This window comes from Streptomyces sp. NPDC031554 (assembly GCF_055580685.1).
Genome location: NZ_JBVIKX010000009.1, coordinates 194,458 through 220,551, shown reverse-complemented (window position 1 = coordinate 220,551; position 26,094 = coordinate 194,458). Strand labels below are relative to the sequence as shown.

Below are 26,094 nucleotides of genomic sequence, written 5' to 3'. Positions count from 1 at the left end.
GCGGCGTCGTCCGCCCGAGGAGCGGGCCCGGCGGCGTCCGGCGCGTGCGATCGCCGGGCGGAGGATCTCCCGATACCGGGTGTGTCGGGAGATCCCGACAGTGCGGCTGGGGATGCCCCTCCGGGGGAGTGCGTGCCAGGCGTCGCCGGGCCGGAGCACCCCCTCCGGGGGACTTCCGCGACATCCCCGGCACCGGAGGGAGGGGCCCATCCGTGGCGGTGGGGTCCCTCCTCGTTCCCTCCGCTTCCGGGCGCTCGTCCGCCCGCGGCTCTCCTGCGCCCCGCTCGCCCCCGGAGGGCCCTCACCCGCGTGGCCCCCGAGAAGGCGCCCTCGGGGGCGGTGGGCCGCCAGGATGCGGCCATGGGTATACGCATGCTTCACCGCCGGAGGGCCTCCGCACGCCTTCACACCACGGCCGCCGCCGGGAAAGGGCGGGCCGGCCCCGACGCGACGTCCTCGGGGCGGCCGTTGCCCGCCCTCGCGCCCGACGCCGCGACCCCCCGCCTGCCCGGGACCCCTCTCCAGCCGCTGCGCGAGGCGGCCGTACGTCTTCGGCGCCGGGGACTCACCCGGCTCGCCGGCCCGGGGGGACTCCGGCGCCTCGGGACCGGGACGGCCCGCGGCTGCCTGGCCCTCGGCCTCACCGCCCTGCGCCGGCTCTCCGGGCCGCGCGCGGGGCGCCGCCTCACGGTCTTCGTCGTGAGCGCGGCACCCGGGGCCGACCGCTGCGGCGGGCGCTGATCCAGGCCGGCGGGCCCTCACCGCCGCTCACCCGACGCCCACCTCGTCCCTCTCCCGCGCGGGCCGCCCCGCGCCGCGCCGCCACCGCACCCCCGCGGCGTACAGCACGACGCCCAGCAGCAGTCCCGCCCCCGCCCCGAAACACAGGGTCGGGATCAGCTCGTAGGGTTTGCTGTCCGGTCCCCACCGGTCCCACCAGCGCAGCGCCCGGCGGACGGCCGCCGTCAGGGCGCAGCCGCCGATCACGGCCGCCGCCCACCAGCGGTCGCGCGCCGACAGCACCGGCACCCCGAGCGGCTCGGCCGCCGGGGCCCGGCGCAGCGCGCGCACCACGAACGCGGCGACCACGACCGCCGCGACGGCCGAACCGCCGTACTGGAGGTACCAGTACAGCGGCGAGCCCGCGACCGTCTCGCCGAGGACCGGGAACACCCGCATGCCCCACCGGTCGAGGTGGGTGAAGGCGTCCCAGACGACGTGCGTCAGCGCGCCGAGGACCGCGGAGACGTACCACCGCACCACCGTCGACGGCCGGACACGCGCGCGCGCCGCCCCACAGCGCGTCAGGACGGCGGTACGGCCCTGCCGCGCCCGTGGCAGCAGCGCCACGAGCGGCTCGCGCACCAGCAGCCACAACCCCACCAGCGCCCAGGCCAGGAGCACGTCGACGGTGAGGACACCGGGGAAGGAGTGCGTGACGTCGCCGAACTCCATCGCCCCGGACCGGACACTGGCCGCGTAGTAGGTCGTGTCGGGAGCGAACGACCCCGCGACGAGGACGGCGGGCACCAGGCGCCCGCGGCCGGTGCCGTCGGCGCGCACGGCGGGCAGCACCGCCGTCGCGTGACTCAGCGTGAACGGCAACGAGGCTCCCCGGTACGGGTGTTGCCGGGCCCACCGGCCCGGACGTGACGACCCGGTCAGTATGCGGGACGCCCTGCGTGCCCCACGGGACATGGAGGGGCGGTGAACACTGGGTTCGAACGGGTGCCGGTCGCAAAGAAGTTGTCGTAGGGTCGCCTGGGCCGCCGTCGTGCGAAGGGCGGTCGAACAACCGAACAGATCAGCGCAAACCACCCGCGACCGCAACCTTCGCGGCCGGTGGACCGTCCTCCGGGGGACGAGTGAGGCAAGGCGTCCCACGGGACGGGCGAGACGGACGAGAGCGGGCGCTCGAGTGTCCACGGGAGGGGTTCACTTCATGTCGGCGCATTTCGGCAGCAGACTGCGCAAGGGTGCGGTCAACACCACCGTGGCCGCGTTGGCGGTCGCGGCCCTGGCCGCCTCCCAGGCACCCGACGTCACGGCGGGCGACGGGGGCGGACGGGCCACCGCGGACGCCTCGTCCCCCGACAACGGCTCCGCCGCCGGCACCGACGAGAGCGCCACCGGCAACTCGCCGTACTACACGGACCTGCCGCCGCTGAAGAGCCCCGCCCCGGCGCCCAGCCAGAGCACCGGCACCACCCCGGCCGGCACCGGCGGGACCGAGGCCGGCGTCCCCGCGACCGTCCTGGACGCCTACAAGAAGGCCGCGTCGGCCCTCGCCGAGTCCCGGCCCGGCTGCAACATGCCCTGGGAACTCCTCGCCGCCATCGGCAAGGTGGAGTCCGGTCACGCCCGCGGCGGCAACGTCGACGCCGACGGCACCACCCGCTCGGCGATCCTCGGCCCGGTCCTCGACGGCAACGGCTTCGCCGACATCAGCGACACCGACGACGGCGCCTTCGACGGCGACACCAGGCACGACCGCGCCGTCGGCCCGATGCAGTTCATCCCCTCCACCTGGGCGTGGGCCGGCCGCGACGGCAACGGCGACGGCCGCAAGGACCCCAACAACGTGTACGACGCCGCGCTCGCCGCCGGCCACTACCTGTGCCGCTTCAGCTGGGACATGTCCACCGACGACGGCCTGCGCAGCGCGATCCTGAGCTACAACAACTCGACCGACTACTACAACACCGTCGTGTCGTGGCTGGAGTACTACCGCAAGGGCACGTACGAGGTCCCGGACGGCACCGGCACCCTGCCGGACAACCGCAGCGACGAGACCGGCGGCGGCACGACCACCTCGCCGTCCCCGACCCCGCCCGGGACGACTCCGCCGGGGACGACCCCGCCCGCCACGCCCCCCGCCACCGAGCCCCCGGTGACCACGCCGCCCCCGGCGACCACACCGCCGGCCACCCCGCCCTCCGCGACCGACACGGTGCACCACCTGGAGGACGCGGGCACGGCACGGCTCACCGCCATGGCGGGCGACGCGTTCGGCGACCGGATCAGCACCCGCACCGAGACCAAGGCCGGCGCGGCCGTCGCCAAGGTCCGGGTCCGCTTCACGATCGTCGGCGACACGGACGCCGTCTTCACGGGGGGCGAGCGCCTCGCCACGGTCCTCACCGACAGCCGGGGCGTCGCCACGGCGCCCGCCCTGCGGGCGGGGGAGAAGACCGGCACCTTCACCGTCCGCGCCACCGTCGTGGGCCGTACGATCGCCGCCGCGACCTACTCGGCCACGGTCACCGCGCGGGCCGCCGACGCCCTGGCCCGCACCGGCTCGACCGCCCTGACCTGCGTCGCGGGCGGCGAGTTCGCCGACCGGGTCGAGGTGAAGGCGACCTACAAGGGCGCCGTGGCGGACAAGGTCGCCGCCACCGCCACGCTCGTGAAGGCGGCCGACGACCCGGTCGCGAACGACGAGGGCCCCTACTTCAAGGACGCCGCCGGCGACCCCGTCCGCACCCTGACGGACCTCCGCACGGACGCGAACGGCCTGCTGACGCTCCCGAAGCTGTACGCGGACGAGGCCGCCGGCACCTACCTGCTGCGCGTCACCACCGAGGGCGGCGCCACCCTCACGGTCGAACTGACCGTCACGGCGGCACCGTCGCCCACGCCGAACCCGTCGGACACCCCCTCGGAAAACCCCTCGGAGACCCCCTCCGAGAGCACCTCCCCGAGCCCCTCCGGGTCGACGGCCACCGGCTGAGGACCTGTCCCGCGCCTTTCGACGGCGCCCCGCTCCACGCGAGCGGGGCGCCGTCGCCGTACGTGACCCGCGCTCGTCCCGCCCGCCGTCGCGGTGCCGGACCCGGCGGACCGCCAGGTCCGCCGCCCGGGCGTCACGCACCGACGCCACGCCCGGGGGTCACGCCCCGCACCACGCCCCGCACCACGCGTCGGCGACCGCGACGAGGGCGCGGCGTCCGCCGGCCGCGTGAGGACGCCCGACGCCGAACCGGTCACCGTCCCAGTCGCGCGTTGGTGTGCCGGGTGGGCTCGGCACCGGCCGGGTCCTCCGGCCACGGATGCCGGGGATAGCGGCCCCGCAACTCCGCCCGCACACCCCGGTAGCCGTCCTTCCAGAAGGAGGCGAGGTCGGCGGTCACGGCCGCGGGCCGCCCGGCGGGGGAGAGCAGGTGCACCAGCAGCGGCACCCCCGCCACGCGCGGTGTCTCCTGGAGCCCGAACATCTCCTGCAGCTTCACCGCCAGCACCGGCTGCCCGGGCTCGGTGTAGTCGATCCGGATCGCGGACCCGCTCGGCACCGTGATCCGCTCCGGCGCCAGCTCGTCCAGCCGTGCCGCCTCCCCGGACGCCCAGGGCAGCAGCCGGGCGAGCGCCGCCCCGGCGTCGATCCGCGCCAGATCGCCCCGGCGCCCGGCCCGGCCCAGCTCGGGCTCCAGCCATTCGTCCACGCGCGCGTGCAGCGCCGTGTCGGAGACGTCCGGCCACGGCTCCCCGAGACGCGCCCGGAGGAACGCCAGGCGCTGCCGCAGCACCAGCGCCTGCGCCGACCACCGCAGCAGCCCCCACCCCTCCTGCCGCACCCCTTCGAGCAGTGCCTCCCGCACGAGCCCGGCGGCGGCCTCCCGCAGCGGCCGCGCCACCAGCTCCACGGCCCCGAGCCGCTCGACCCGCCGGGCCACGACGTCCCCCTCCGCCCAGCGGACCTCCTCGCGCACGTCGAGCAGGGCGCCCGCCGCGAACCGGGCGACCTCCTCGTCGACCACCGCCGCGAGCTGCACCCGCGCGTGCCCCTTGCCGACGGGCCGGTCGGCGACGGCGACCGCGATCCACGGCGCACCGCGCAGCCCCGACCCGGCACGCACCTCGGCCCGCGTCCCGGACACCATCAGGTACGAGCCGCCGTCCGCCCTGGCGACCCGCTCGGGAAAGGCGAGCGCGGCCACGACACCGACCCGGCCGTCCTCACGGGCCGACGCCGACGGCGCTCCCGCGCCCCCCTCCGCCCCGGCGGTTCCCTCCGCCCGGGCGCCCGCCTCCGCCGGAGTGGCCGGCTCCGTCGCCGCACCCCCTTCCGCCGGACCGGCGAACTCCGCCGCCACGGCCCGCAACCGCCGTACCTCCGCACGCCAGCGCCCCGCGTACGCGTCACCCCCGCGCCGGGCCGCACGCAGCGCCCCCGCGAGATCGTCGCCGTACTCCCGCGGAGCCTCCTCGCTCAGCAGGGCGACCACCTCCGCGGCCCGCTCCGCCCCCACCAGCGCGGCCCCGTCGAGCAGCGCCCGCCCCAGCCGCGGATGCAGCCCCGCCCGCGTCAGCCGTACGCCGCGCTCCGTGGCCCGGCCCGCGGCGTCCACCGCCCCGACCGCCCGCAGCAGCCGGCCCGCCGCCGCCATCGCCCCGCCCGGCGGCGGATCGAGCAGCGCGAGCCCGGACGCCCCGGGATCGCCCCAGCAGGCCGCCTGGAGCGCGAACGCCGTCAGATCGGCCACCTTGATCTCCGGCGCCGGGAAGCGCGGCAGGCGGGCGTTCTCCGCCTCCGTCCAGCAGCGGTAGACGACGCCCGGCGCCTCGCGCCCGGCCCGCCCGGCCCGCTGCCGTCCCGCCGCGACGGACGCCCGCACCGTCGCCAGCGCGCTCAGCCCGCGCGCGTGGTCCACCCGCGGCTCGCGCGCCAGGCCCGAGTCCACCACCACCCGCACGCCCGGCACCGTCAGCGACGACTCGGCGACGGACGTGGCCAGCACCACCCGACGCCGCCGCCCGGGAGCCAGCACCGCGTCCTGCACCGCGGCGGGCGCCCGCCCGTGCACCTGGAGCACGTCCACCCCGTCCAGACCCGCGAGCCGTCCCGCGACCCGGGCGATCTCACCGACCCCCGGCAGGAAGCACAGGACGTCACCCGGCCGCTCGGCCAGCGCCCGCCGCACCACCGACGCCACGTGCGCGAGCAGCGCGGGGTCCACCGACATGCCGTGCGGCGGCCGTACCGGCCGGGCCGGCGGCGCCCACACCACCTCGACGCCGTACGACGAGCCGTGGGCCTCGACCACCGGCGCGCCCCCCAGCAGCCGGGACCAGCCCTCCGTGTCGGTCGTCGCCGACGCGGCGACCAGCCCCAGCTCGGGACGGAGCGTCTCGCGCACGTCCCACAGGAAGGCGGCCGCCGTGTCCGCGTCCAGATGCCGCTCGTGACACTCGTCCAGCACCACCACGTCGACCCCGGTCAGCTCCTGGTCGCGCTGGAGACGCTGGAGCAGCACCCCGGTGGTGACGACCTCCACGCGCGTGTGCCGCCCGACGGCGCGCTCGCCGCGCACGGTGAACCCCACGCTCCCGCCGGTCCGCTCACCGAGCAGCCACGCCATCCGCCGGGCCGCCGCGCGCGCCGCGATCCGCCGCGGCTCCGCCACGACCACCCGCCGGGCCGGCCCCCCGCCGACCAGCCCGGCCAGCGCGAGCGGCACCAGCGTCGTCTTCCCGGTGCCGGGCGGTGCCGCCAGCACGGCGGTCCCCCGCCCGGCCAGGGCGTCGTGCAGGGCGGGCAGGGCGGCCCGCACGGGCAGCGCGTCCAGGGCGTCGTCACGGATCACGCCCCCAGTGTCGTACGCCCGGGGAAACGCCCCGCACACGCGTGTGAAGCGCCCCGGCCCGCGCGTGCAGGGAGGGCCGGGGCGCGGGCTAGTCCCGCTCGCAGACGAAGATCGCCGTGCCCGGGATCAGACCGCCGCGCAGCGGGGACCAGCCGCCCCACTCCGCGGTGTTCCAGGCCGGCCACTCCGGCTCGACCAGGTCCACCAGCCGGAAGCCGCCCGCGACCACGTCACGGACCCGGTCGCCGACCGTCCGGTGGTGCTCGACGTACACCGCCCGGCCCTCGTCGTCCTGCTCGACGTAGGGCGTGCGGTCGAAGTACGACGAGGAGACGGACAGGCCCTCGGGGCCCGGCTCGTCGGGAAAGGCCCAGCGGATCGGATGCGTCACCGAGAAGACGAAGCGCCCGCCCGGCCGCAGCACCCGGCGGACCTCCTTCAGGACCAGTACCGGGTCGGCGACGAAGGGCAGCGCCCCGTACGCGGAGCAGGCCAGGTCGAAGGAGCCGTCCGCGAACGGCAGGACGGCCGCGTCGGCGCACACCAGCGGGAACGCCGCGCCGATCCGCAGCGCGTGCTGGAGCTGGCGGTGGGAGACGTCCAGGGCGACCGGACGGGCCCCCTGGGCGGCCAGCCAGCGCGCGCACTGGGCCGCGCCGGCGCCGATCTCCAGGACCGTCCTCCCCTTCAGGTCCTCCGGCGGGCCGAGCAGCTCGGCCTCCACCTCGTCCAGGCCCTCGGGACCCCACACGAAGCGGTCGTCACCGAGGAACGTGCCGTGCTCGATCTGGTACTCGTCCGCGTTGCGGTCCCACCAGCCGCGATTGGCGCGCGCGCTCTCCGCGACGCCGGCCTCGCGGCGGGTGGCTTCCGGCTCGAACGCCGGTCCGGACATCGGCTCGGACGATACGGGCTCTTGGATGATCGGCTCCCTCGTCGTACTCTTCCGACCAACCCGACTCGGGAGGCGCCCTCACGGTGTCGCCGGGAGGACTTCCTGCGGCCTGCGTGGCCTCGGAAGAGAGGTTGTGTGCCGGGATTGCGGCGATCCGCCCCGGGTGTGCGCCTTCGCGCATTGACCCTGCCCGGCTGTCCCCGTATGCTACAAGTTGCGCTGCGGGCCTGCGCGCCTCAGACGTAGCAGGTCGTGCTCGCATCTGTATGTATGTCCCCTCGGTTGTCGAGGCGCCATCGTCGTTTCGGTGGACGCTTCCTTGGCTGTCCGGCCTTCTGCAGAGCGAAACGGGCTCCCGGCGCAAGCAGTACCTACGACTCTCTGTCCGTACCGGAGCCCTTTCCCACATGACGAGCAGCACCGAGACCACCGCCACCACCCCGCAGGTTGCGGTCAACGACATCGGTAACGAGGAAGCCTTCCTCGCCGCGATCGACGAGACGATCAAGTACTTCAACGACGGCGACATCGTCGACGGCGTCATCGTGAAGGTCGACCGGGACGAGGTCCTGCTCGACATCGGTTACAAGACCGAAGGTGTCATCCCGAGCCGCGAGCTCTCGATCAAGCACGACGTCGACCCGAACGACGTGGTCGCCGTCGGCGACGAGATCGAGGCCCTCGTCCTCCAGAAGGAGGACAAGGAAGGCCGCCTGATCCTCTCGAAGAAGCGCGCCCAGTACGAGCGCGCCTGGGGCACCATCGAGAAGATCAAGGAAGAGGACGGCATCGTCACCGGTACCGTCATCGAGGTCGTCAAGGGTGGTCTCATCCTCGACATCGGCCTCCGTGGCTTCCTGCCGGCTTCCCTCGTCGAGATGCGCCGTGTCCGCGACCTCCAGCCCTACGTGGGCAAGGAGCTCGAGGCCAAGATCATCGAGCTGGACAAGAACCGCAACAACGTGGTCCTGTCCCGCCGCGCCTGGCTGGAGCAGACCCAGTCCGAGGTCCGCCAGACGTTCCTCACCACCCTGCAGAAGGGTCAGGTCCGCTCCGGCGTCGTGTCCTCGATCGTCAACTTCGGTGCCTTCGTGGACCTGGGTGGCGTCGATGGTCTCGTGCACGTCTCCGAGCTCTCCTGGAAGCACATCGACCACCCCTCCGAGGTTGTCGAGGTCGGCCAGGAAGTCACCGTCGAGGTCCTCGACGTGGACATGGACCGCGAGCGCGTCTCCCTGTCGCTGAAGGCGACCCAGGAAGACCCGTGGCAGCAGTTCGCCCGCACCCACCAGATCGGCCAGGTCGTGCCCGGCAAGGTCACGAAGCTGGTGCCGTTCGGTGCGTTCGTCCGCGTGGACGAGGGCATCGAGGGTCTGGTCCACATCTCCGAGCTGGCCGAGCGCCACGTGGAGATCCCGGAGCAGGTCGTCCAGGTCAACGACGAGATCTTCGTCAAGGTCATCGACATCGACCTCGAGCGTCGCCGCATCAGCCTCTCGCTGAAGCAGGCCAACGAGGCCTTCGGCGCCGACCCGGCCTCGGTCGAGTTCGACCCGACGCTCTACGGCATGGCCGCGTCCTACGACGACCAGGGCAACTACATCTACCCCGAGGGCTTCGACCCCGAGACCAACGACTGGCTCGAGGGCTACGAGACCCAGCGCGAGGCGTGGGAGCACCAGTACGCCGAGGCGCAGACCCGCTTCGAGCAGCACCAGCAGCAGGTCATCAAGTCCCGCGAGGCCGACGCCGCCGCTGCCGCCGAGGGCGGCGAGGCTGCCGCTCCGGCCGCGTCCGGTGGCGGTGGCGGTGGTTCGTACTCCTCCGAGGGTGCGGACACCTCCGGTGCCCTCGCTTCGGACGAGGCGCTCGCCGCGCTCCGCGAGAAGCTGGCCGGTGGGCAGAGCTGACGCCCGCTGAGCAATAGCTCATGACTGAGGGCCCGTACCTTTCGAGGTGCGGGCCCTCAGTGCTGTTCCCGGACGGGGGCCGCCGACCTTCCGGCGAGGCGCCCGCGAGGAAACGCACGGGACATCCGAGGAGCTGACAGGCCGTAACCCGGCGGTGCGAGACTCTCCCGGACATCCGTCGCTGCCGCCAGTACTGCCGGTGCCGCGGGTGCCGCGGGTGCCGGCGGTGCCGGCGGTGCGGGCGGGGCGGGCGGTCGAGGCGGCCGTCCCGGCGCGAGGCCCGTGTTCCGGTCCGCCCACCCCGCGCCCTGACCTGCCCCGCCCGCACGCCACCGGTCCGTGACTCCTCCCGCGCGCCCGCTTCCCGGCCCGGTCGTCCCGCGCGGGCCGCACGACGCCGTGCGGTCAGGGGCGCGGTCGACGCCGCGTGATCAGGGTGCACGGTTCGGGAATGCCCCTGCCCCCAGGGACGTTGTGCAGTACGAACACGAGGAGGAGCGGTCCAAGTGCTTGATCCGCAGGGTTTGTACGCATGGGAGCCGAAGGGGCTGGCCGTCGTCGACATGGCGCTCGCCCAGGAGTCGGCCGGACTTGTCATGCTCTACCACTTCGACGGATACATCGACGCGGGGGAGACCGGTGACCAGATCGTCGACCGGCTTCTCGACTCGCTGCCCCACCAGGTCGTCGCCCGCTTCGACCACGACCGCCTGGTGGACTACCGCGCCCGCCGCCCGCTGCTGACCTTCCAGCGCGACCGGTGGACGCACTACGAGGAGCCGGGCATCGAGGTCAGGCTCGTCCAGGACGCCACCGGCGCGCCCTTCCTGCTGCTGTCCGGCCCGGAGCCGGACGTCGAGTGGGAGCGCTTCGCCGCGGCCGTGAAGCAGATCGTGGAGCGCCTCGGCGTCCGTCTGTCGGTGAACTTCCACGGCATCCCCATGGGTGTGCCGCACACCCGCCCGGTGGGCCTCACTCCGCACGGCAACCGCACCGACCTCGTCCCCGGTCAGCGCAGCCCCTTCGAGGAGGCCCAGGTCCCCGGCAGCGCCGAGGCCCTCGTCGAGTACCGCCTCATGGAGGCCGGGCACGACATCCTGGGTGTCGCCGCGCACGTCCCGCACTACATCGCGCGCTCCGCCTACCCGGACGCCGCCCTGACCGTCCTGGAAGCCATCACGGCCGCCACCGGACTCGTCCTGCCGAGCATCGCGCACGCCCTTCGCACCGACGCGCACCGCACGCAGACCGAGATCGACCGCCAGATCCAGGAGGGCGACGAGGAGCTGACAGCCCTCGTCCAGGGCCTGGAGCACCAGTACGACGCCGCCGCGGGCGCCGAGACCCGCGGCAACATGCTCGCCGAGCCGGTCGACATCCCGTCCGCCGACGAGATCGGGCGAGAGTTCGAGAAGTTCCTGGCCGAGCGGGAGGGCGAGGGCTGAGCGCCCTTCCGGGGCTGCCGCGTCCGGGGCCTGCCGCGCGTTCCGCCGCCGGCAGGCCCTAAGCTTCCCGTCATGCTGAAGGTGGGCCTGACCGGCGGGATCGGCGCCGGCAAGAGCGAGGTGTCCCGGCTGCTCGTCGAGTGCGGCGCCGTGCTGATCGACGCGGACCGCATCGCGCGCGAGGTCGTCGCACCGGGGACACCCGGCCTCGCGGCGGTCGTCGAGACCTTCGGCGAGGACGTCCTCGCCGAGGACGGCGGTCTCGACCGGCCGAAACTCGGCTCGCTCGTCTTCGCCGACCCCGACAAGCTCGCCGCGCTCAACGCGATCGTGCACCCGCTGGTCGGCGCCCGGTCCCGCGACCTGGAGACCGCCGCCCCCCAGGACGCCGTCGTCGTCCACGACGTACCCCTCCTCACCGAGAACGGGCTCGCCCCCCTCTACGACGTGGTCGTGGTCGTCGACACCGACCCCGCCACCCAGCTCGACCGCCTCGTGCGGCTGCGCGGAATGACCGAGGCCGACGCCCGCGCGCGGATGGCGGCGCAGGCGACCCGCGAGCAGCGCCGGGAGATCGCCGACATCGTCGTCGACAACGACGTACCCCTGCCCGACCTGGAGCGACGCGTGAAGGACGTGTGGGCCGACCTGGTCCACCGGGCGCGGACGGCGGAGCGGGACGGCGAGGGGCCCCGCGGGCGGTCCGGCGAGCGGCCCGAGGAATAGCGGCCCGCGCCGCGCGCGTTGAACGCCATGAGTGAGGGAAGGAATTTTCCGTGCCCGAAACCAGCGGTTCGACCGGACGTACTCCGGAGACGCACGTCATCGACTTCCGTGCCGCCGAGCAACTGCTCGCCGCACGGGATCCGCGGGGCGCGGTGAAGCTGCTCGACGGTGTCATCGCCGCGTATCCCGAGAACACCGCCGCCCGGCTGCTGCGCGCGCGAGCCTTCTTCGCCGCCGCGCAACTGCGGCCCGCCGAGCTGGAGTTCACGATCGTCCTGGAGCGCGAGCCGGACAACGCGTTCGCCCACTTCGCGCTCGCCCGCACCTATGAGCGGCAGGGCCGCGCCGACCAGGCGAAGAGGCACTTCCGCCTGGCCGCCGCCCTGGACCCGAACCCGCAGTACCTGAAGGCGGCACGGTTCGAGTCCTAGTCCTTCGCCCGGAGTCCTTCGCCCGGATCGGGCCGGGCGGGACCGGATCGGAGCGGGACCGGACCGGATCCCGGGTGGTCGCCGCCCCGGGCCTCAGGGACGATGCCGCTCCGGCGGCCGGTACGGCGGGACGTCCGGGCCCGGCTGGAAGTGGGACCCCTCCCGCAGATGCCTGGCGATCACCGACATGTCGACGGTGATCACGAGCCACAGCACCCCGCAGGCGACCGCCCAGCCCCAACGCCCCACGAGCGCGAACGCCACCGTCCCGAAGATCGCCCAGAGCAGCCCCCACGCACTCAGCCACAGTCGCATCCTCAGTGCACTGCGCGCTGTCACCGGCTCACTGCCCGTACGCATCGGATCACCACTCCTTCCTGCAACGTACTCCCCGGCCCGGACGTTCTCCAGGGAAGCCCGGACGTTCTCCAGGGAGGCGTGTCCACCGCCGGCCGCGCCTTCGTCGAAAAGACTGCCTTCACTCGAACGAATGAACCCGAGGGGTGGTGGAACGGCCGTGCGGGCGTGGGCCGTTGGGAGGGCATGAGGCGTGAGATGCGAGAAGGACACGAGGTGACGGGCCCCGGTGCCGTCACCCCGGACGGCTGCGCGGTCGAGCTGTACAGCCGTCCGCCGGTGGGCGGGGAACCCGATATCTGGCCGAGGACGGGATCTGGGTGCGGGCGGTCAGGCGATGAAGTCCGGCGCGGAGCGATGAGTTCACGACGGGGGAGCGGTCTGTCCCTCCGACAGCATCACCCGCCGCTTCCCCCAGGAGACCTCCATGTCCGAGACCACGGCACCGCTCCCCTCCGCTGCTTCCGCCGTCGCCGTTCCGTCCGAGTCGACGAACCCCGGACGCAGGCGTGCCCGCCTCGCACTGCGCGGACTGGAGGTGCTGCTCGCTCTCTTCTACGGGATCGCCAGCGCACTGCCGAAGCTGATCGCCCACCCGTCGGCGGCCGAGGGCTTCGACAAGCTGGGCTGGGGCAGCACCGGCATGTACGCCATCGGCGTCCTCGAACTGGCCGGCGCGATCGCCCTGCTTATCCCGGTCCTCCGGTCGGTGGCCGCGGTCTGCCTGGGAGCGCTCATGGTGGGCGCGTTCATCGTGACGATCGTGGCCATGGACGGGCAGAACGCGGCGACGCCCCTCGTCCTGCTCGTCCCGCTGGCCCTGATCGCCTGGGCCCGACGCGGCTCCGTGCGGGACCTGCTGCGGCTGGTGCGGCGCACGCGGTGACCCGGACCGGGCCGTCCGGCCCCCCGACCCCGCCTTACCGTAGACCCATGGCCCCGGACGCACCGCTGGACCCCGCTCCCCTTCCCGCCCTGGACCGGCGGGTCGCGGGGTGCCGGGCCTGCCCCAGACTCGTCGCATGGCGGGAGGAGGTGGCTCGCACGAAGCGGGCGGCCTTCGCCGACTGGACCTACTGGGGGCGGCCGGTGCCGGGGTTCGGTCCGGCCGACGCGCGGCTGCTGATCGTGGGGCTGGCTCCGGCCGCGCACGGAGGGAACCGTACGGGCCGGATGTTCACGGGCGACCGTTCCGGGGACGTGCTGTACCAGGCGCTGTACGACGTGGGGCTCGCCTCGCAGCCGACCTCCGTGTCCGCCGACGACGGCCTCGCCCTGCACGGCGTGCGGGTCACCTCCCCGGTGCACTGCGCGCCGCCCGCCAACAAGCCGACCCCGTGGGAGCGGGACACCTGCCGGCCGTGGCTGGTCCAGGAACTGCGACTGCTGCGGCCGACGGTGCGGGCGGCCGTCGTGCTGGGGGCGTTCGGCTGGCAGGCCGCGCTGCCCGCGTTCGCCGAGGCGGGATGGGCCGTGCCCCGGCCCCGGCCGGCCTTCGCGCACGGGGCGCGGGTACCGCTCGACGGCCTGGACCTCTTCGGCTGCTTCCACGTCAGCCAGCGCAACACCTTCACCGGGCGCCTCACCCCGGAGATGCTGCGGGAGGTACTGCGCACGGCGGCGACGGCGGCGGGACTGAACTGACGCCCCGGCGCGGCCGGCCTGTTCCTGCCGCCAGGCCGGCCCGCCGGTGTCGGTCCGGCCCGGTCTGCCGTTGCCGTTGCCGTTGCCGTTGCGACCCGGCTTGAGCCGGCTCGGCTCGGCGTTGTCGGTCCGGCCTGCCTGCCGCTGCCGGCGAGCCGGACCTGGTCGACCTCACCCGGTCGACCTCACCCGGTCGGCCTCACCCCGTCGACCTGCCCAGGGTGGCTCGGCCGGAAGGGAGAACCCCGGATCCGGCCCAGGCGTCACCTCTTCGAAACGCGGCCGTTCCGCCTTCTCCCCGATCGCCCCGTACTGTGGAGACACAGCCCCAAGCAGCAGCCCCGGCCACCGTCGCCCGAAGGCACGCCCGCCCTCGTCCGAACGGAGCCCTGTGTCCCCGCGTTCTGCCGTGGCCGTTCGCCCGCCCACCACCCTGCCGCCCTGGCTCGCGCACGCCCTGCGCGCCCAGCGCGGGCCCGTCCCGTGGAGTGCGGTCGTCCGCGGCGCGCTCGCCGCGGGACCGCTGCTGCTCACCGCCGTCCTGGCCGGGCACGCCTCCCTCGGGGTCGTCGCCGCCATCGCCGCCATGCTCGCCGGGATCAACGACCGCCCCGGCAGCCGGCGCACCGCCGTCCGGCGGCTCGGAGCGCCCGCGCTCGCCGGAGCGGCCGGACTCCTCGTCGGGACGTACGCCGGCGACCACACCGGGCCGGTCGCGCTGACGCTCCTCCTCACCGGTCTGGGCCTCCTCGCCGGCGGTGTGAGCGCCGTCGGGCCCGTCGCCTCCGGAGGCGCGACCCAGCTCCTCGTCGCCGCGGCGATCGGCGCGGGCATGCCCCTGCCCGACAGCGGCGGGGCACGGGCCCTCGCCTTCCTCGCCGGCGCGGGATGGCTGATCGTGCTGCGGCTCGCCCTGCCCACGCCGGGCGCGTTGGCCGGAGACTTCCGCTTCGACGGGGAGCGGGCGGCCGTGGCCGGCGTGTACGAGGCCGTCGCCGCCCTCCTCGACGCCGCCGGCACCGAGCACGCCACCGCCCGCCGGGCCGCCCTCACCGCCGCTCTCGACCACGCCCAGGACGCCCTCGCCGGGCCCAGACTGCGCCGCTACGCCAGTTCCGCGGCCGAACGCCGGCTGCACGCCCAGTACGCCGCCGCCCTGCCCCTCGCCGAGGCCGCCACCGCCCTCGCCTGGGCCGGCGCCCCCCTCACCGACCGGGCCGCCGAGGGACCCCGGCGCCTCGCCGCCGCCGTACGGGAGAACACGGCCACCGGACCGCTGCCCGCGCCCGCCCGGTCCGCGCCCGCGCTGCGGGCCCTGGACGACGCCCTGCTCCGGGCCGCGGACGCCTTCGACCGGGGCGTCGGATCGGACCTGCACACGCGTCGGCGCGGCGCCCGGGACCTGCTGCGGACCACGTTCGGGGCCGGTGGACGGGAGTACGGGCTGCGGGTCGCCCTCTGCTTCGGCGCCAGTGCCGCCATCGCCCAGGCACTGCACCACTCGGGCTGGTACGGGCAGCACACGCACTGGTACTGGCTGCCCGCCACCGCCGTCTTCCTCGTCAAGCCCGACCTCGGGCCGCTGGTCTCCCGCGTGCTGTGCCGGGCCGCCGGGACGGTGCTGGGGGCGCTGCTCTTCGCCGGGTTCGCCGCCGTGCTGCCCCGCCCGGAGGGGCTGGTCGCCCTGGTCGCCGTGTGCGGGGCGCTGATCCCCGTCGCCACGCGCCACTTCGCCGCGCAGACCGCCGTCGTCACCGTCCTGGTCCTGTCGCTCGTCATGGTCGGAGGGGAGCCCCAGGCCTCCGTCGGGCGCATCGGCGAGACGCTGCTGGCCTGCGCGCTCGTGCTCGTCGTCGGACACCTGCCGATGCCGGGGGAGCGCGGCGGGCAGGTGCGCGCCCGGCTCGCGTCCGCCGCGGGCGCCGCGCACGTCTACCTCGTTCATGTACTGGACGGCCGGAACGGCCCCGACGACCGTGCCGCCCGCTGGACCCTGCGCCGCGAGGCCTACCGGGCGCTCGCCGAGGCCCGCGCCGCCATCGCCCTCTCGGCCGCAGAACTGCCCGCGCTCGCCCGGCACACCGAGGGCACCGACGAGGTCGCCGCCCTCCTCGAACGCCTCGTCGACACGGCCACCGCCGCCGCCGTCCACCTCGACGACACCGGCCGGCTCGACCGCCGCCACAGCGACCGGCTCACCGAACTCCTCGCGGAACTGGCCGCACACCGGGAACGGGTGGGGCTGCCGGACCACGTCACGGACCCGGCCGTCGTGGTGTGACCGCGCTCCCGGACGGGCCGGCACGGCCCGGTGCGCGGGCCCGGTACGTGGGGTGCGGGGTGCGCCACCGGGCGGCCCGGCGGCGGCCCTCCGCGCGCGCCGAAGCCGGGGACCCGGGAAGCCGGGGCCCGGGGACCCGGGGTCGAGGACACGGTGTGTACGGATTCCGACGCGAAGGGTGGCAGGCGCGTTCGGAAGGTGATCCGGTCCTCACACTCCGCGTTGAACTTGTGTCAACTGCGTCTCAGTAAGGTCACCGACCGAGGCGTTCCCTCTCCGAAGAGCGTTAACTCCTACAGGTACGACGCTTATCGGAGGTGTGCGAGATGGTGAACGGGCGAACGGTGCTCGAACGCTTTCCCGCGGGTGGGCCGCGTGGATCGTGGCCCGCGGAGGAGTTCGCGCAGGCGCGACGCAGCGAGGGACTGGCCGCCGAGGTTGTCATGGACCTCGCGACCGACACGTTCCTGGTGGTCGTCCGGGGCGGCGAGGCCACCGACTGACGCCGCGCCGGCCCGCCTCCGCGGCGGGTGCCGGGCCCGTCGGCGGACCGGCGGACGGCCCGGCCGACGGCACATGAGGTTCCGCGCACCCCTCGCCCCCGGCCGGCGGCTCGTCGAGGGCGCCTGACTCCGGAGCCGGCCCGGCTCCGGGGCGCGCACCGGGTACGTCGGACGCCGGGCGCGGACGGGCGCCGCCGAGGGGCCGAGGACCGCGTCAGGGCCACGGAGCGATCAGGGCCCGGTGCCGGGCACCCGGACGCGCGTCACGCGCTGATCGGCCGCGACCAGGTGGGCGGGGTGTCCGTGAGGCGGCACAGCGTCAGGTAGAGCGGGATGGGCGGGGTGTAGGGCAGGGTGCCGTCCGGCCGGTGGATGAGGCCGGGGGCCCGCCGGGAGTCCGGTACGACCGCGCCCGTCGCGTACCGCGTGGGAGCGGGCCACTCCAGGGCGTAGTCGGAGTCCGACGGCACCAGCCACCACCAGTGCGCCTCGTCGGCGTACACGCAGCCCACCCGCGGGAGGCGGGGCATGACCAGCGGGCCCAGCGGCGCCGGGACGGCCACGGCGTCGCAGCCCAGCGGGGCCGTCATCCCCTCGGGAACCGCGAGCCGGTGCGGAACCCGCGGGGGGTCGTCGCCGAGGCCGCGTCCCAGGCGGACGAGTGTGTCCAGGCTGAGCACCCCGATCCGGCCGGGGGCCGCGCTCATGCCGTGTCCCGGCCGCGCGGGGGGAGGCCCACGGGATCCGTGCCGGGGTGCGGGCGCCGGACGGGCGCCCCGCCCGTCGTGTCGAGCGCGTGGTCGGCACGGTCGGCGGGCCTGGAGGACTCGCCGGTCCCCGGGCCGCGGTGCCACTGCGGCGCGATGCGGGGCGGAGGGCCGTCGGACGGGTACGGGAGCCGGCCGAGGGGGACACCCGGCCGGGCGGTGTCGGACCGGCCGTCGGCGAGGGTGTGGGAGGGCCGGTGCGGGTGGCCGGAGGCGCGGGCTTCCGTGCGCCCTTCCGCGGGGTGCGTCCTGCGGGCCTGCTCGGCGGTCCCGGCGTCACCGTGTCCGTCGTGTCCGTCCCCGGCGGCACCGTGCACCGGGTGTCCGTGCGGGGTCTCTGCGTGCCGGGTGTCTGCGTGCCGGAGGCCGCCGTGCCGGACGTCTGTGTGCCGCAGGTCTGTGTGCGGCACGTCCTGGAGCCGGGCGTCTGCCTGATCGTTGTGCTCGTCGGGGGCGTCGGCCTCGTCGTCCGGGCCGCCGGCCGGGTCCGGCTTCGGGCGGGCGCCCCAGCCGAGGTCGGCACGCGGGACGCGGACCGGGTCGGCGGCGGGGGCGTCGTGGACGGTGAGGTCGTCGCGTCGCCCGGCGGAGTGCGCGGAGCGGCCGGAGTGCCCGCGACCGACGGCGTCCTCGGAACGCCCGGCGTGCCCGGGGAGAGCGGTTTCACCGGAGCTTCCGGGGTTCCCGGGCTCCTGGGGGGCATCGGAGGCCCGGCGGGACAGGTCCGCCCAGACCAGCAGTCCGGAGCCGTGCTCCTGGGCGCCCCAGGAGTGACAGAGGGCGTCGACGAGGAACAGGCCCCGCCCGTGTTCCTCCTCGGGACGCTGCGGCGAGGGGTGCGGCTCGCCGGGCGCGCAGCCCTCGTCGCGCACGGCTATGCGCACGAGGTCGTCACCGTCGTACAGCTCGCAGACGACCACGCCGCTCGCGGTGTGCACGACGGCATTGGTGACCAGCTCGGATATGACCAGGGCGGCCGTGTCACAGGTGTCCTCGCACACCGACCAGCCGGTCAGCCGGGCCCGCGCCAGACGTCTGGCCTGCGCCGGGGAACCCGGATGCGCGGCCAGTTCGAACCGGAACCGGCGCTGGGCAGCGGCCTGGTCGAAGCCCGCTCCCTCCCCCACTCTCGAATGCGCTCGACCGGGGGAACCCGCATCGGCACCGAGACCCTGGGGGTGGCCTGCGGCAGCGTCTGTTCCTAAGGGCGCGGACGGAATCACGCTTGCCACTATCGCCCCGCCGTGAACACTTGGCAAGTGTCACTCTGAAAAATGCAGAGTGCCGTGTGACGCGGTGAAAGGCCGTGGCACACTGCTCGCAACAGCATGTCGAGCGGCGCCAGTTGGGATCACCGGAGTTCCGTACGTATTCGTACGCACCTTCGAATCAGGTCTTCGGGTGGCGCCGCACGGCTGTCGGGAAGTTCTCGTGATCGCCCGGCCGGGCCAAGTGAGCCGTCGGCCGGGCTCTTCGTGGAGGTGGAGCGTGAGCGAACCGCGGTCCGCGCCGACGGTGGGACAGGTCGTCCTCGGCCGGCGCCTGCTGGACCTGCGGGAGGGGGCGGGGCTCAAGCGCGAGGAGGCCGCCCGCATCCTCCGCGTCGCGCCCGCCACGGTCCGCCGCATGGAGATGGCCGAGGTCTCCCTCAAGATCCCCTACCTCCAGTTGCTGCTGAAGGCGTACGGCGTCACCGACGCGGAGGCCGAGGGCTTCGTCCAGCTGGCCGAGGAGGCCAACCGGCCGGGCTGGTGGCAGCGCTTCCACGACGTGCTGCCCGGCTGGTTCTCGATGCACGTCAGCCTCGAGGGCGCCGCGGCCCTGATCCGCCAGTACGAACCGCACTTCGTCCCCGGCCTGCTGCAGACCGAGGACTACGCGCGCGGAGTGCTGAAGTCCGGAGCCATCGGCCAGACCCGGCCGGAGGACATCGAACGCCACGTCGACCTGCGCATGCAACGCCAGGGGCTGCTCACGCGCGAGGACGCGCCCCGGCTGTGGGTGGTCATGGACGAGACCGTGCTGCGCCGCCCGGTGGGCGGCCCGGAGGTGATGCGCGCGCAGATCGACAAACTGCTCGACGCCATGAAGCTGCCCAACGTGACGCTGCAGATCGCCCCGTTCTCCGCGGGGCCGCATCCCGGCACGTACGGGCCCTTCGTGCTGTTCCGATTCGCCATGCCCGAACTTCCGGACATGGTCTACGGCGAGTACCTGACCGGCGCCGTCTACCTGGACGCGCGCACCGAGGTGGCGACCCACCTCGAGGTCATGGACCGCATGGCGGCACAGGCCGCCACTGCACATCGCACGAAGGAGATCCTCCAGGATCTCCGCAAGGAGTTGTGAATGGAACGCATCAAGTCCCCGACCAGGCCGCGTGGCCGCGCTCAGCGGATCTACAACGGCATGCCCGCGAGGGAACTGGGCAGCGAGGGCTGGCACAAGCCGTGGAGCGGCGGCAACGGAGGCAACTGCCTGGAGGCCATGAAGCTCGCCGACGGCCGGATCGCCGTCCGCCAGTCCACCGACCCCGACGGTCCGGCGCTGATCTACACCTCCGACGAGATGACGGCCTTCATCCAGGGCGCGAAGGCGGGAGAGGCGGACTTCCTGCTGTCCTGAACCGATCCACCTGTTCCTTCTTCCTGCGCATCTTTTACTCAACTTCCTTATCTTGGTACTGACTTGATCATTATTCGTGTCACATGCTCATGGAGTTCGTCATGACCGGGCAGGACCCCGCCGGAGCCGTCGAGATCGACACCGGCAAGCCGCACCCCGCGCGGATGTACGACTGGTACCTCGGTGGCAAGGACAACTACCCCGTGGATGAGGAGATGGGCCGGCAGATGCTGGCCCTCGATCCCCGCGTCCCGGTGATGGCCCGGGTCAACCGGGCGTTCATGCACCGCGCCACGCGCTGGCTCGCGGGCCACGGCGTCCGGCAGTTCCTGGACATCGGCACGGGCATCCCGACCGAGCCGAACCTCCACCAGGTCGCCCAGCAGGTCGCGCCCGACGCCGCCGTCGTCTACTGCGACAACGACCCGATCGTCCTGGCCCACGCGGCCGCCCTGCTGCGCAGCACCCCCGAGGGCGTCACCGAGTACCTCCAGGCGGACGTCCGGGACCCGGCCACCATCGTCGAAGGCGCCCGGAAGGTCCTCGACTTCGAACGTCCCGTGGCGCTCTCGCTCATCGCGCTGCTGCACTTCGTCTCCGACGAGGACGGGGCCCACGAGCTGGTCGACCGGCTGCTCGCCGCGGTCCCCTCGGGCAGCTACCTGATGATGACCCACGCCACCGCCGACTTCACCCCGGAGGAGTCCGCGGCGGCCACGGCGAAGCTCAAGGCGGCCGGTGTCACGCTGGCGCTGCGCTCGCGCGACGAGTTCGGCCGTTTCTTCGACGGACTGGAACTGGTCGAACCCGGTGTCGCGGTGGTGCCCGAGTGGCACCCCGAACTCGGTGAGCCGGTGCCGGGCCAGGAGGACGGCGTCATCCCCGGCTACGGCGCGGTGGCACGCAAGCCGTAGGCGTCGGGCGGGCCGGGGCGCGCGACGGGTTTCGGCGGTCCGGCGGTGCGTCGGTGTGTCGGTGCGGCACGACGGGATTCCGCCGTTGTGCCGGTGCGGGATGACGGGACTCGGCGGGGCGGTCGTCGGCGTCCGGAACCGACCGCGTCGGGCGGTCGTCGGCGTCCGGAACCGACCGTGCCGGGCGACGGTCGGGGTCCGGTGTTCGAGGCCGGCTCCTCGGGACGGAGCCCGATGCCCCGTCCGGCGGGGCCGGGGGCCTGCGACGGGCCGGGGGATAGGCGGCGGGGCGGGGAGCGGTGGCCGGCTCGGGCGGCACGCCGACGAGCACGGGAGCGGGGGCCGGCTCAGGGCAGCACGCCGAGCAGGGCCTCCAGCGCCGCCCCGTAGGCGTGCTCGGCGGGCGTGGCGTACCCCACGACCAGCCCGTCGTGCGCCGCCGCGCCCGTTTCCGGGTGCCGGAAGCCGGCCAGGCCGTCCAGCGCGATGCCCTGCCGGCCGGCCGCCTCGACCGTGGCCCGCTCGGTGCCCGGCGGCAGCCGCAGCACCGCGTGCAGCCCGGCCGCGACCCCGGTGACGCCGACCCGCGGCGCGTGCTCGGCCAGCGCCGCCACCAGGCGGTCCCGGCGGCCCCGGTACCGCTGTCGCATGCGCCGCACGTGGCGGTCGTAGGCCCCGGAGACGATGAGGTCCGCCAGGCCCAGCTGGTCCGGCGCGCTCGCCCAGGCCTCCCGGTCGCCCTTGGCCGCGAGGACGGCGCCGACGTACCGCTCCGGCAGCACCATCCAGCCCAGCCGCAGGGCCGGGGACAGGCTCTTGCTGACCGAGCCGACATGGATCACGTGCTCGGGGTCCAGGCCTTGGAGCGCGCCGACGGGCTTGCGGTCGTAGCGGAACTCGCCGTCGTAGTCGTCCTCCAGCACCACGGCGCCCCGCGCGCGTGCCCAGTCGATCACGGCGGCCCGACGGCTCGCGTGCAGCGGACCACCGGTCGGGAACTGGTGGGCGGGCGTGAGCAGCACGCCCCGCTCGCGCCCCAGCAGACCCACGTGCGCCCCGTCCTCGTCCAGGGGGAGCGGCACCGTCCGCACGCCCGCCGCGGCCAGCAACTCCCGGTGGAACCCCAGGCCGTACGCCTCCACCGCCAGCGGACCGCGCAGCACCCCGCCCCCGTGCCGGCCCCCGCCGAACAGCAGCCGCAGCGCGTGCGCGAAGCCGGAGCAGATCACGATGCGGTCGGGTGCGGTGCGCACGCCGCGCGCGCGTGCCAGGTACTCCGTGAGCGCCTCGCGCAACTCGCGGCGCCCGGCGGGGTCACCGGGACCGAACACCTCGTTGGGCGCCTGCTGGAGCGCCCGCCGGTAGGACGCCAGCCAGGCCGCACGCGGGAAAGCCGACGTGTCCGGGGTGCCCTGGCGCAGGTCGTGCCGCGGGCCACGCGCGCGTGGGGGTGTCTCGACGGGCCTTCGCGCGGCGTGTCGCAAGGGCTCCGCGCGGTCGGCGACCCGTGTACCGGATCCCTGGCGGGCCGTCAGCCAGCCCTCCGCCACCAGTTCGGCGTAGGCGTCGGCCACCGTGTTGCGTGCCACCCCGAGATCGGCCGCGAGGGAACGGTAGGGCGGCAGCCGGGTGCCCGCCGGAAGCCGTCCGCCGCGCACGGCCTCGCGCAGCGCCCGGATCAGCGCGGCCCGCCGTCCGCCCGCTCCGGACAGCTCCAGATGCAGGTCGGCACCGATCCGCTCAGCGGAATCGGCCCATGATCCCTCCATGGAAATGCACCTTACAGAGGGTCTTCCGGCTCGTGGATCGATCTGCGTGACGACGGCGAACGCCCAGAACCGCGCCTCCCTTCCCTCGACCACTGCGCGTACCGCCTGCACCTGCACACGAACGACGCACGCAGGGCCGGCGAGAGGAGTACCGGCTGCCCCTGGTCGCGGTCCGGCGTGGGGCCCGGCACTTCCGTGCGGAGAAGGAGCAGGTCGCCCCGGCCCCGGCCGAGGAGCTCCCCCGGTGGCCGACGGAGGTGTCCCGGACGACGTCCACGCGGCGGCCGCGGCCTGTTCCGACGGCGCGGAACCCGTCCGGGCACCGGCCCTCGTCCGCACGATCGACACCTGGAACCGGGCCGCCCTGGCCACCGCGGGGGTGGCGGGCTCCGACGAGCGCTCAAGCGGCCGCCCGCGGGCCGGCGGCACCGCACGGTCACCGGCCACGAGTCCCACCGGCCGTGCGTCGCACCGGCCGCCGGTCCCCGGCCGCCGGTCCCCGCCCGCGCGTCGGCCGTTCGCGCGCCTGCCTACGCACTCATCGGGCGGTCGTACGGCCCGATCGGTGCCGGCAGCCGTGAGCTTCCCGTCAGATGGCGGTCGACGGCCGCGGCGACCGACCGTCCCTCCGCGATGGCCCACACGATCAGCGACTGCCCGCGCGCGGCGTCCCCGGCGGCGAAGATCCCGGGCACGTTCGTCGCGAAGCCCGCGTCCCGCGCGATCGTGCCGCGCGGCTCCAGCGCCAGCCCCAGCTGTTCGGTGAGCCCGTCGTCCCGGTCGGGACCGGAGAAGCCGAGGGCGAGCAGGACGAGGTCGGCGGGGAGCGCCCGCGCGGTGCCCTCCACCGGCCGCCGCCTCGCGTCGACCTCGACGAGGTGCAGCGCCCGGACGTGCCCGCTCCCGTCGCCGGTGAAGCGGAGCGTGGACGCCGCGAACAGGCACGCGTCCGCGTCCGCCGCCGGAGCGACACCGAGTTCGCGCGCCTCCTCGTGCGCGGCGGACAGCCGGTAGATCTTCGGATACGTCGGCCAGGGATCGGTGTCCTCGTCGCGCTCCGTACCCGGCCGGGCGTAGATGTCCAGCTGCGTCACCGACGCGGCACCCTCCCGCAACGCCGTGCCCAGACAGTCGGCACCCGTGTCGCCGCCGCCGACGATGACGACGTGCCTGCCCGCGGCGGACATCGGGGACCGCTCCAGATCTCCCTCGCACACCCGGTTGGCCAGCGGCAGGTACTCCATCGCCTGCTGGATACCGGTCAGCTCCCGCCCCGGCACGTGGAGTTCCCGCCACTCGGTCGCTCCGGTGGCGATCACCACGGCGTCGTGACGTGTCCGCAGATCATCGGCCATGACATCGCGCCCGACCGTGGTCGACGTACGGAACTTCGTGCCCTCCGCCCGCATCTGCTCGATCCGGCGGTCCAGCTGCCGCTTCTCCATCTTGAACTCGGGAATGCCGTACCGCATCAGCCCGCCGATCCGGTCGTCCTTCTCGTAGACGGCGACCGTGTGCCCGGCCCGCGTCAGCTGTTGGGCGGCGGCCAGTCCGGTCGGCCCGGAGCCGATCACCGCCACCGTCCGTCCGGACAGCCGGTCCGGTGGCCGGGGCGGGGTGAGTCCGTCCGCCCAGGCCCGGTCGGCGACGGCGGCCTCGACGTTCTTGATGGTGACGGCGGGCTGGTTGATGGCGAGCACGCAACCCGCCTCGCACGGAGCGGGGCACAACCGCCCCGTGAACTCCGGGAAGTTGTTCGTCGCGTGCAGCCGGTCGCTCGCCGCCCGCCAGTCCTCGCGGGAGACCAGGTCGTTCCACTCGGGGATCAGATTGCCGAGCGGGCAGGCGTCGTGGCAGAACGGGACGCCGCAGTCCATGCAGCGGTCGGCCTGTGCGCCGACGAGGGGGAGCAGCGCCCCGGGGACGTACACCTCGTCCCAGTCCCGGACCCGCTCTCCCACCGGCCGACGCGGCCACTCCTGGCGGGGCGTGGTCAGGAAACCCTTGGGATCGGCCATGGCCGTCTTCCTCGCGCGCTTGCGACGGGGCCGTGCGTCATCGGGCGGCACTCTTGCGGCCACGATACGTCCGCTCCGCGCCCCGCGCAGGGCGCCGGGCAACGCCTGCCGGGAAGTGCCCGGCCGGGAGCAGCCCGTCGGGCAGCGCGGCCGGACGTCAGGGCGACACCCGCCTGGGCCGGGATCGGACGTCGGGGCGACACCCGCCGGGGCCGGCGCGCGGGCGAGCGCGACGCCGGTCGAGGCGACCGCGCGAACGTCGTTCCGGACGGTCCGCACCGCCCGTACACCGGCCGGGAGGAGGCCACGTTCGCCGTGCCCCTCGTCGGGCCGCCGCACGACCGTCACCTCCGCGACCACGGCCCCCGGCCCGGCCGCGCCGACGGACCCGGAGGCCGGCCCGTCCGGTGCCGCCGACCTCAGCGGCCGACGGCACCGGCCTCCCCCCACCCCCACTCCCGCAGTACCGCCGCCACGCCCGCCGTGATCCGCTGCCGCGCCTCCCGCCGAGGCACCCCCCTCATCAGCAGTTCGTCGTACGGGGTGTCCAGATGCCGTACGGACGCCACGACCGCCGACACGACCGCGCCCTCGGACAGCAGCCGCCCGGCGGCACTGCGTCCCACCCGTCCGCTGCCCCGCTCCGACGCGTGCGCGGCGATCGTGCCGGCCCGGTCCCGCGGGCAGTGGGGGAACAGCCGCAGGACCTCCTCCGCGAACGCCTCCGTGAACCGCGCGTCCTGTGCCACCCGCCGCCGCGCGTCCCGCACCCGGCGCCGTCCCCGTGCCTCGGCGTCCGCCAGGCATCGCGCCTCCGCCCGCGCCAGCCCGGCCTCCTCGACGAGGACGCCCCGCCGCTCGTAGCGCCCCCTGCGGCGGTCGAACCGCACGACGATCACGGAGAGCCCGCTCTCCTGCCGCGCCCTGCGCGTGAGCGCCGTGTCGCCGCGCGGCAGGAAGACGAGATGCCCCAGGTCCACGCAGCCGAGACAGTGCGGCACGCCGTCCTCGACGACGAGCAGCGGCAGCGGTCCTCGTCGGCATCCCGCACAGTGCCGACGGCGCGACGGCTGGACCGCGACAAGCCCGCTGCCGGGCAGTGGAGTCAGGGGAACCCGCATACCGGCTGCATTCCCCCTCCCGAACCCGCCCACCCGGTCGTCGCACCCGCCCGCAACGAGCTCAGCCCGCAACGAGCTCAGCCCGTCCCGTGCGACGGACATCCGGG

General features: G+C 74.8%; 21 protein-coding genes. 12 read left to right on the top strand and 9 right to left on the bottom strand.

The window, feature by feature from the left end; genetic code table 11:
* Positions 1–768: 768 nt before the first annotated feature.
* Positions 769–1,605, bottom strand: coding sequence for a DUF4184 family protein (locus ACZ5FU_RS23800; protein ID WP_451777175.1), 837 nt, complete (start codon positions 1,603–1,605; stop codon positions 769–771).
* A gap of 337 nt (positions 1,606–1,942) precedes the next feature.
* On the opposite strand from ACZ5FU_RS23800, the gene ACZ5FU_RS23795 reads away from it, so the two are divergent.
* Positions 1,943–3,730, top strand: coding sequence for a lytic transglycosylase domain-containing protein (locus ACZ5FU_RS23795; RefSeq protein ID WP_469046557.1), 1,788 nt, complete (start codon positions 1,943–1,945; stop codon positions 3,728–3,730).
* Positions 3,731–3,983: 253 nt separating this feature from the next.
* Here ACZ5FU_RS23795 and hrpB read toward each other — a convergent pair whose 3' ends face one another.
* Positions 3,984–6,581 carry an ATP-dependent helicase HrpB gene (gene hrpB, locus ACZ5FU_RS23790; protein WP_469046555.1) on the bottom strand — a complete coding sequence of 866 codons (2,598 nt, stop codon included), beginning with the start codon at positions 6,579–6,581 and terminating at the stop codon, positions 3,984–3,986.
* Between the two features lie 88 nt (positions 6,582–6,669).
* Positions 6,670–7,476 carry a class I SAM-dependent methyltransferase gene (locus ACZ5FU_RS23785; RefSeq protein ID WP_451528876.1) on the bottom strand — a complete coding sequence of 269 codons (807 nt, stop codon included), beginning with the start codon at positions 7,474–7,476 and terminating at the stop codon, positions 6,670–6,672.
* A gap of 407 nt (positions 7,477–7,883) precedes the next feature.
* Here ACZ5FU_RS23785 and rpsA point away from each other — a divergent pair, with 407 nt between their 5' ends.
* The 4 genes from rpsA to ACZ5FU_RS23765 all read left to right on the top strand — a co-directional run bounded on the left by rpsA (position 7,884) and on the right by ACZ5FU_RS23765 (position 11,988).
* Positions 7,884–9,386 (top strand): 30S ribosomal protein S1, encoded by a 1,503-nt coding sequence (gene rpsA, locus ACZ5FU_RS23780; protein ID WP_451528877.1) that lies wholly within the window; start codon positions 7,884–7,886, stop codon positions 9,384–9,386.
* A 506-nt stretch (positions 9,387–9,892) separates the two neighbouring features.
* Positions 9,893–10,831, top strand: a complete 939-nt coding sequence (locus ACZ5FU_RS23775) for a PAC2 family protein (RefSeq protein WP_451528878.1) — start codon at positions 9,893–9,895, stop codon at positions 10,829–10,831.
* Between the two features lie 72 nt (positions 10,832–10,903).
* Positions 10,904–11,557, top strand: coding sequence for a dephospho-CoA kinase (gene coaE / locus ACZ5FU_RS23770; protein WP_451777167.1), 654 nt, complete (start codon positions 10,904–10,906; stop codon positions 11,555–11,557).
* 50 nt (positions 11,558–11,607) lie between these two features.
* Positions 11,608–11,988: a tetratricopeptide repeat protein gene (locus ACZ5FU_RS23765; RefSeq protein WP_363087312.1), complete on the top strand. Its 381-nt coding sequence runs from the start codon at positions 11,608–11,610 to the stop codon at positions 11,986–11,988.
* A gap of 93 nt (positions 11,989–12,081) precedes the next feature.
* On the opposite strand, the gene ACZ5FU_RS23760 is transcribed toward ACZ5FU_RS23765, so the two are convergent.
* Positions 12,082–12,348, bottom strand: coding sequence for a DUF6343 family protein (locus ACZ5FU_RS23760; protein ID WP_451528880.1), 267 nt, complete (start codon positions 12,346–12,348; stop codon positions 12,082–12,084).
* 424 nt (positions 12,349–12,772) lie between these two features.
* Here ACZ5FU_RS23760 and ACZ5FU_RS23755 point away from each other — a divergent pair, with 424 nt between their 5' ends.
* The 4 genes from ACZ5FU_RS23755 to ACZ5FU_RS23740 all read left to right on the top strand — a co-directional run bounded on the left by ACZ5FU_RS23755 (position 12,773) and on the right by ACZ5FU_RS23740 (position 16,773).
* Positions 12,773–13,231, top strand: coding sequence for a DoxX family protein (locus tag ACZ5FU_RS23755; protein ID WP_468838724.1), 459 nt, complete (start codon positions 12,773–12,775; stop codon positions 13,229–13,231).
* Between the two features lie 47 nt (positions 13,232–13,278).
* Positions 13,279–13,989: a uracil-DNA glycosylase gene (locus ACZ5FU_RS23750; RefSeq protein WP_468838720.1), complete on the top strand. Its 711-nt coding sequence runs from the start codon at positions 13,279–13,281 to the stop codon at positions 13,987–13,989.
* Between the two features lie 409 nt (positions 13,990–14,398).
* The gene (locus ACZ5FU_RS23745; RefSeq protein ID WP_451528883.1) at positions 14,399–16,270 is read left to right on the top strand and encodes an FUSC family protein; all 1,872 of its coding nucleotides are present in this window, start codon (positions 14,399–14,401) and stop codon (positions 16,268–16,270) included.
* A gap of 326 nt (positions 16,271–16,596) precedes the next feature.
* Entirely contained in the window at positions 16,597–16,773 is a 177-nt protein-coding gene (locus ACZ5FU_RS23740; protein WP_451528884.1) for a hypothetical protein, read from the top strand.
* A 263-nt stretch (positions 16,774–17,036) separates the two neighbouring features.
* Here the strand turns inward: ACZ5FU_RS23740 and ACZ5FU_RS23735 are convergent, their stop codons facing one another.
* Both ACZ5FU_RS23735 and ACZ5FU_RS23730 read right to left on the bottom strand, forming a co-directional pair.
* A complete protein-coding gene (locus tag ACZ5FU_RS23735) occupies positions 17,037–17,480 on the bottom strand; it encodes a hypothetical protein (RefSeq protein WP_451528885.1) in 444 nt (147 codons plus the stop codon).
* The gene (locus tag ACZ5FU_RS23730) at positions 17,477–18,667 is read right to left on the bottom strand and encodes an ATP-binding protein (protein WP_468838716.1); all 1,191 of its coding nucleotides are present in this window, start codon (positions 18,665–18,667) and stop codon (positions 17,477–17,479) included. Before ACZ5FU_RS23730 ends, ACZ5FU_RS23735 begins: the two co-directional genes overlap by 4 nt.
* Positions 18,668–19,028: 361 nt before the next feature.
* Here ACZ5FU_RS23730 and ACZ5FU_RS23725 point away from each other — a divergent pair, with 361 nt between their 5' ends.
* The 3 genes from ACZ5FU_RS23725 to ACZ5FU_RS23715 all read left to right on the top strand — a co-directional run bounded on the left by ACZ5FU_RS23725 (position 19,029) and on the right by ACZ5FU_RS23715 (position 21,079).
* Complete coding sequence (locus ACZ5FU_RS23725; protein WP_451777164.1) at positions 19,029–19,889, top strand: helix-turn-helix domain-containing protein; 861 nt, start codon at positions 19,029–19,031, stop codon at positions 19,887–19,889.
* Complete coding sequence (locus ACZ5FU_RS23720; protein WP_363087323.1) at positions 19,890–20,165, top strand: DUF397 domain-containing protein; 276 nt, start codon at positions 19,890–19,892, stop codon at positions 20,163–20,165.
* Positions 20,166–20,266: 101 nt separating this feature from the next.
* Positions 20,267–21,079 carry an SAM-dependent methyltransferase gene (locus ACZ5FU_RS23715; RefSeq protein WP_451528888.1) on the top strand — a complete coding sequence of 271 codons (813 nt, stop codon included), beginning with the start codon at positions 20,267–20,269 and terminating at the stop codon, positions 21,077–21,079.
* A 347-nt stretch (positions 21,080–21,426) separates the two neighbouring features.
* Here the strand turns inward: ACZ5FU_RS23715 and pdxR are convergent, their stop codons facing one another.
* The 3 genes from pdxR to ACZ5FU_RS23700 form a co-directional block, all read right to left on the bottom strand.
* Entirely contained in the window at positions 21,427–22,848 is a 1,422-nt protein-coding gene (gene pdxR, locus ACZ5FU_RS23710; RefSeq protein WP_451777161.1) for a MocR-like pyridoxine biosynthesis transcription factor PdxR, read from the bottom strand.
* Between the two features lie 530 nt (positions 22,849–23,378).
* Positions 23,379–24,866, bottom strand: a complete 1,488-nt coding sequence (locus ACZ5FU_RS23705; protein ID WP_468838711.1) for a glutamate synthase subunit beta — start codon at positions 24,864–24,866, stop codon at positions 23,379–23,381.
* Positions 24,867–25,285: 419 nt separating this feature from the next.
* Complete coding sequence (locus ACZ5FU_RS23700; RefSeq protein ID WP_451528892.1) at positions 25,286–25,987, bottom strand: DUF2293 domain-containing protein; 702 nt, start codon at positions 25,985–25,987, stop codon at positions 25,286–25,288.
* Positions 25,988–26,094: the final 107 nt, after the last annotated feature.

Coding starts and splice junctions, on each gene's coding strand:
- ACZ5FU_RS23750 (WP_468838720.1), top strand. CDS start 13,279: ATGGCCCCGGACGCACCGCTGGACCCCGCTCCCCTTCCCGCCCTGGAC.
- ACZ5FU_RS23755 (WP_468838724.1), top strand. CDS start 12,773: ATGTCCGAGACCACGGCACCGCTCCCCTCCGCTGCTTCCGCCGTCGCC.
- coaE (WP_451777167.1), top strand. CDS start 10,904: ATGCTGAAGGTGGGCCTGACCGGCGGGATCGGCGCCGGCAAGAGCGAG.
- ACZ5FU_RS23735 (WP_451528885.1), bottom strand. CDS start 17,480: ATGAGCGCGGCCCCCGGCCGGATCGGGGTGCTCAGCCTGGACACACTC.
- ACZ5FU_RS23720 (WP_363087323.1), top strand. CDS start 19,890: ATGGAACGCATCAAGTCCCCGACCAGGCCGCGTGGCCGCGCTCAGCGG.
- ACZ5FU_RS23760 (WP_451528880.1), bottom strand. CDS start 12,348: ATGCGTACGGGCAGTGAGCCGGTGACAGCGCGCAGTGCACTGAGGATG.
- pdxR (WP_451777161.1), bottom strand. CDS start 22,848: ATGGAGGGATCATGGGCCGATTCCGCTGAGCGGATCGGTGCCGACCTG.
- ACZ5FU_RS23700 (WP_451528892.1), bottom strand. CDS start 25,987: ATGCGGGTTCCCCTGACTCCACTGCCCGGCAGCGGGCTTGTCGCGGTC.
- ACZ5FU_RS23715 (WP_451528888.1), top strand. CDS start 20,267: ATGACCGGGCAGGACCCCGCCGGAGCCGTCGAGATCGACACCGGCAAG.
- ACZ5FU_RS23705 (WP_468838711.1), bottom strand. CDS start 24,866: ATGGCCGATCCCAAGGGTTTCCTGACCACGCCCCGCCAGGAGTGGCCG.
- rpsA (WP_451528877.1), top strand. CDS start 7,884: ATGACGAGCAGCACCGAGACCACCGCCACCACCCCGCAGGTTGCGGTC.
- ACZ5FU_RS23795 (WP_469046557.1), top strand. CDS start 1,943: ATGTCGGCGCATTTCGGCAGCAGACTGCGCAAGGGTGCGGTCAACACC.
- ACZ5FU_RS23785 (WP_451528876.1), bottom strand. CDS start 7,476: ATGTCCGGACCGGCGTTCGAGCCGGAAGCCACCCGCCGCGAGGCCGGC.
- ACZ5FU_RS23740 (WP_451528884.1), top strand. CDS start 16,597: ATGGTGAACGGGCGAACGGTGCTCGAACGCTTTCCCGCGGGTGGGCCG.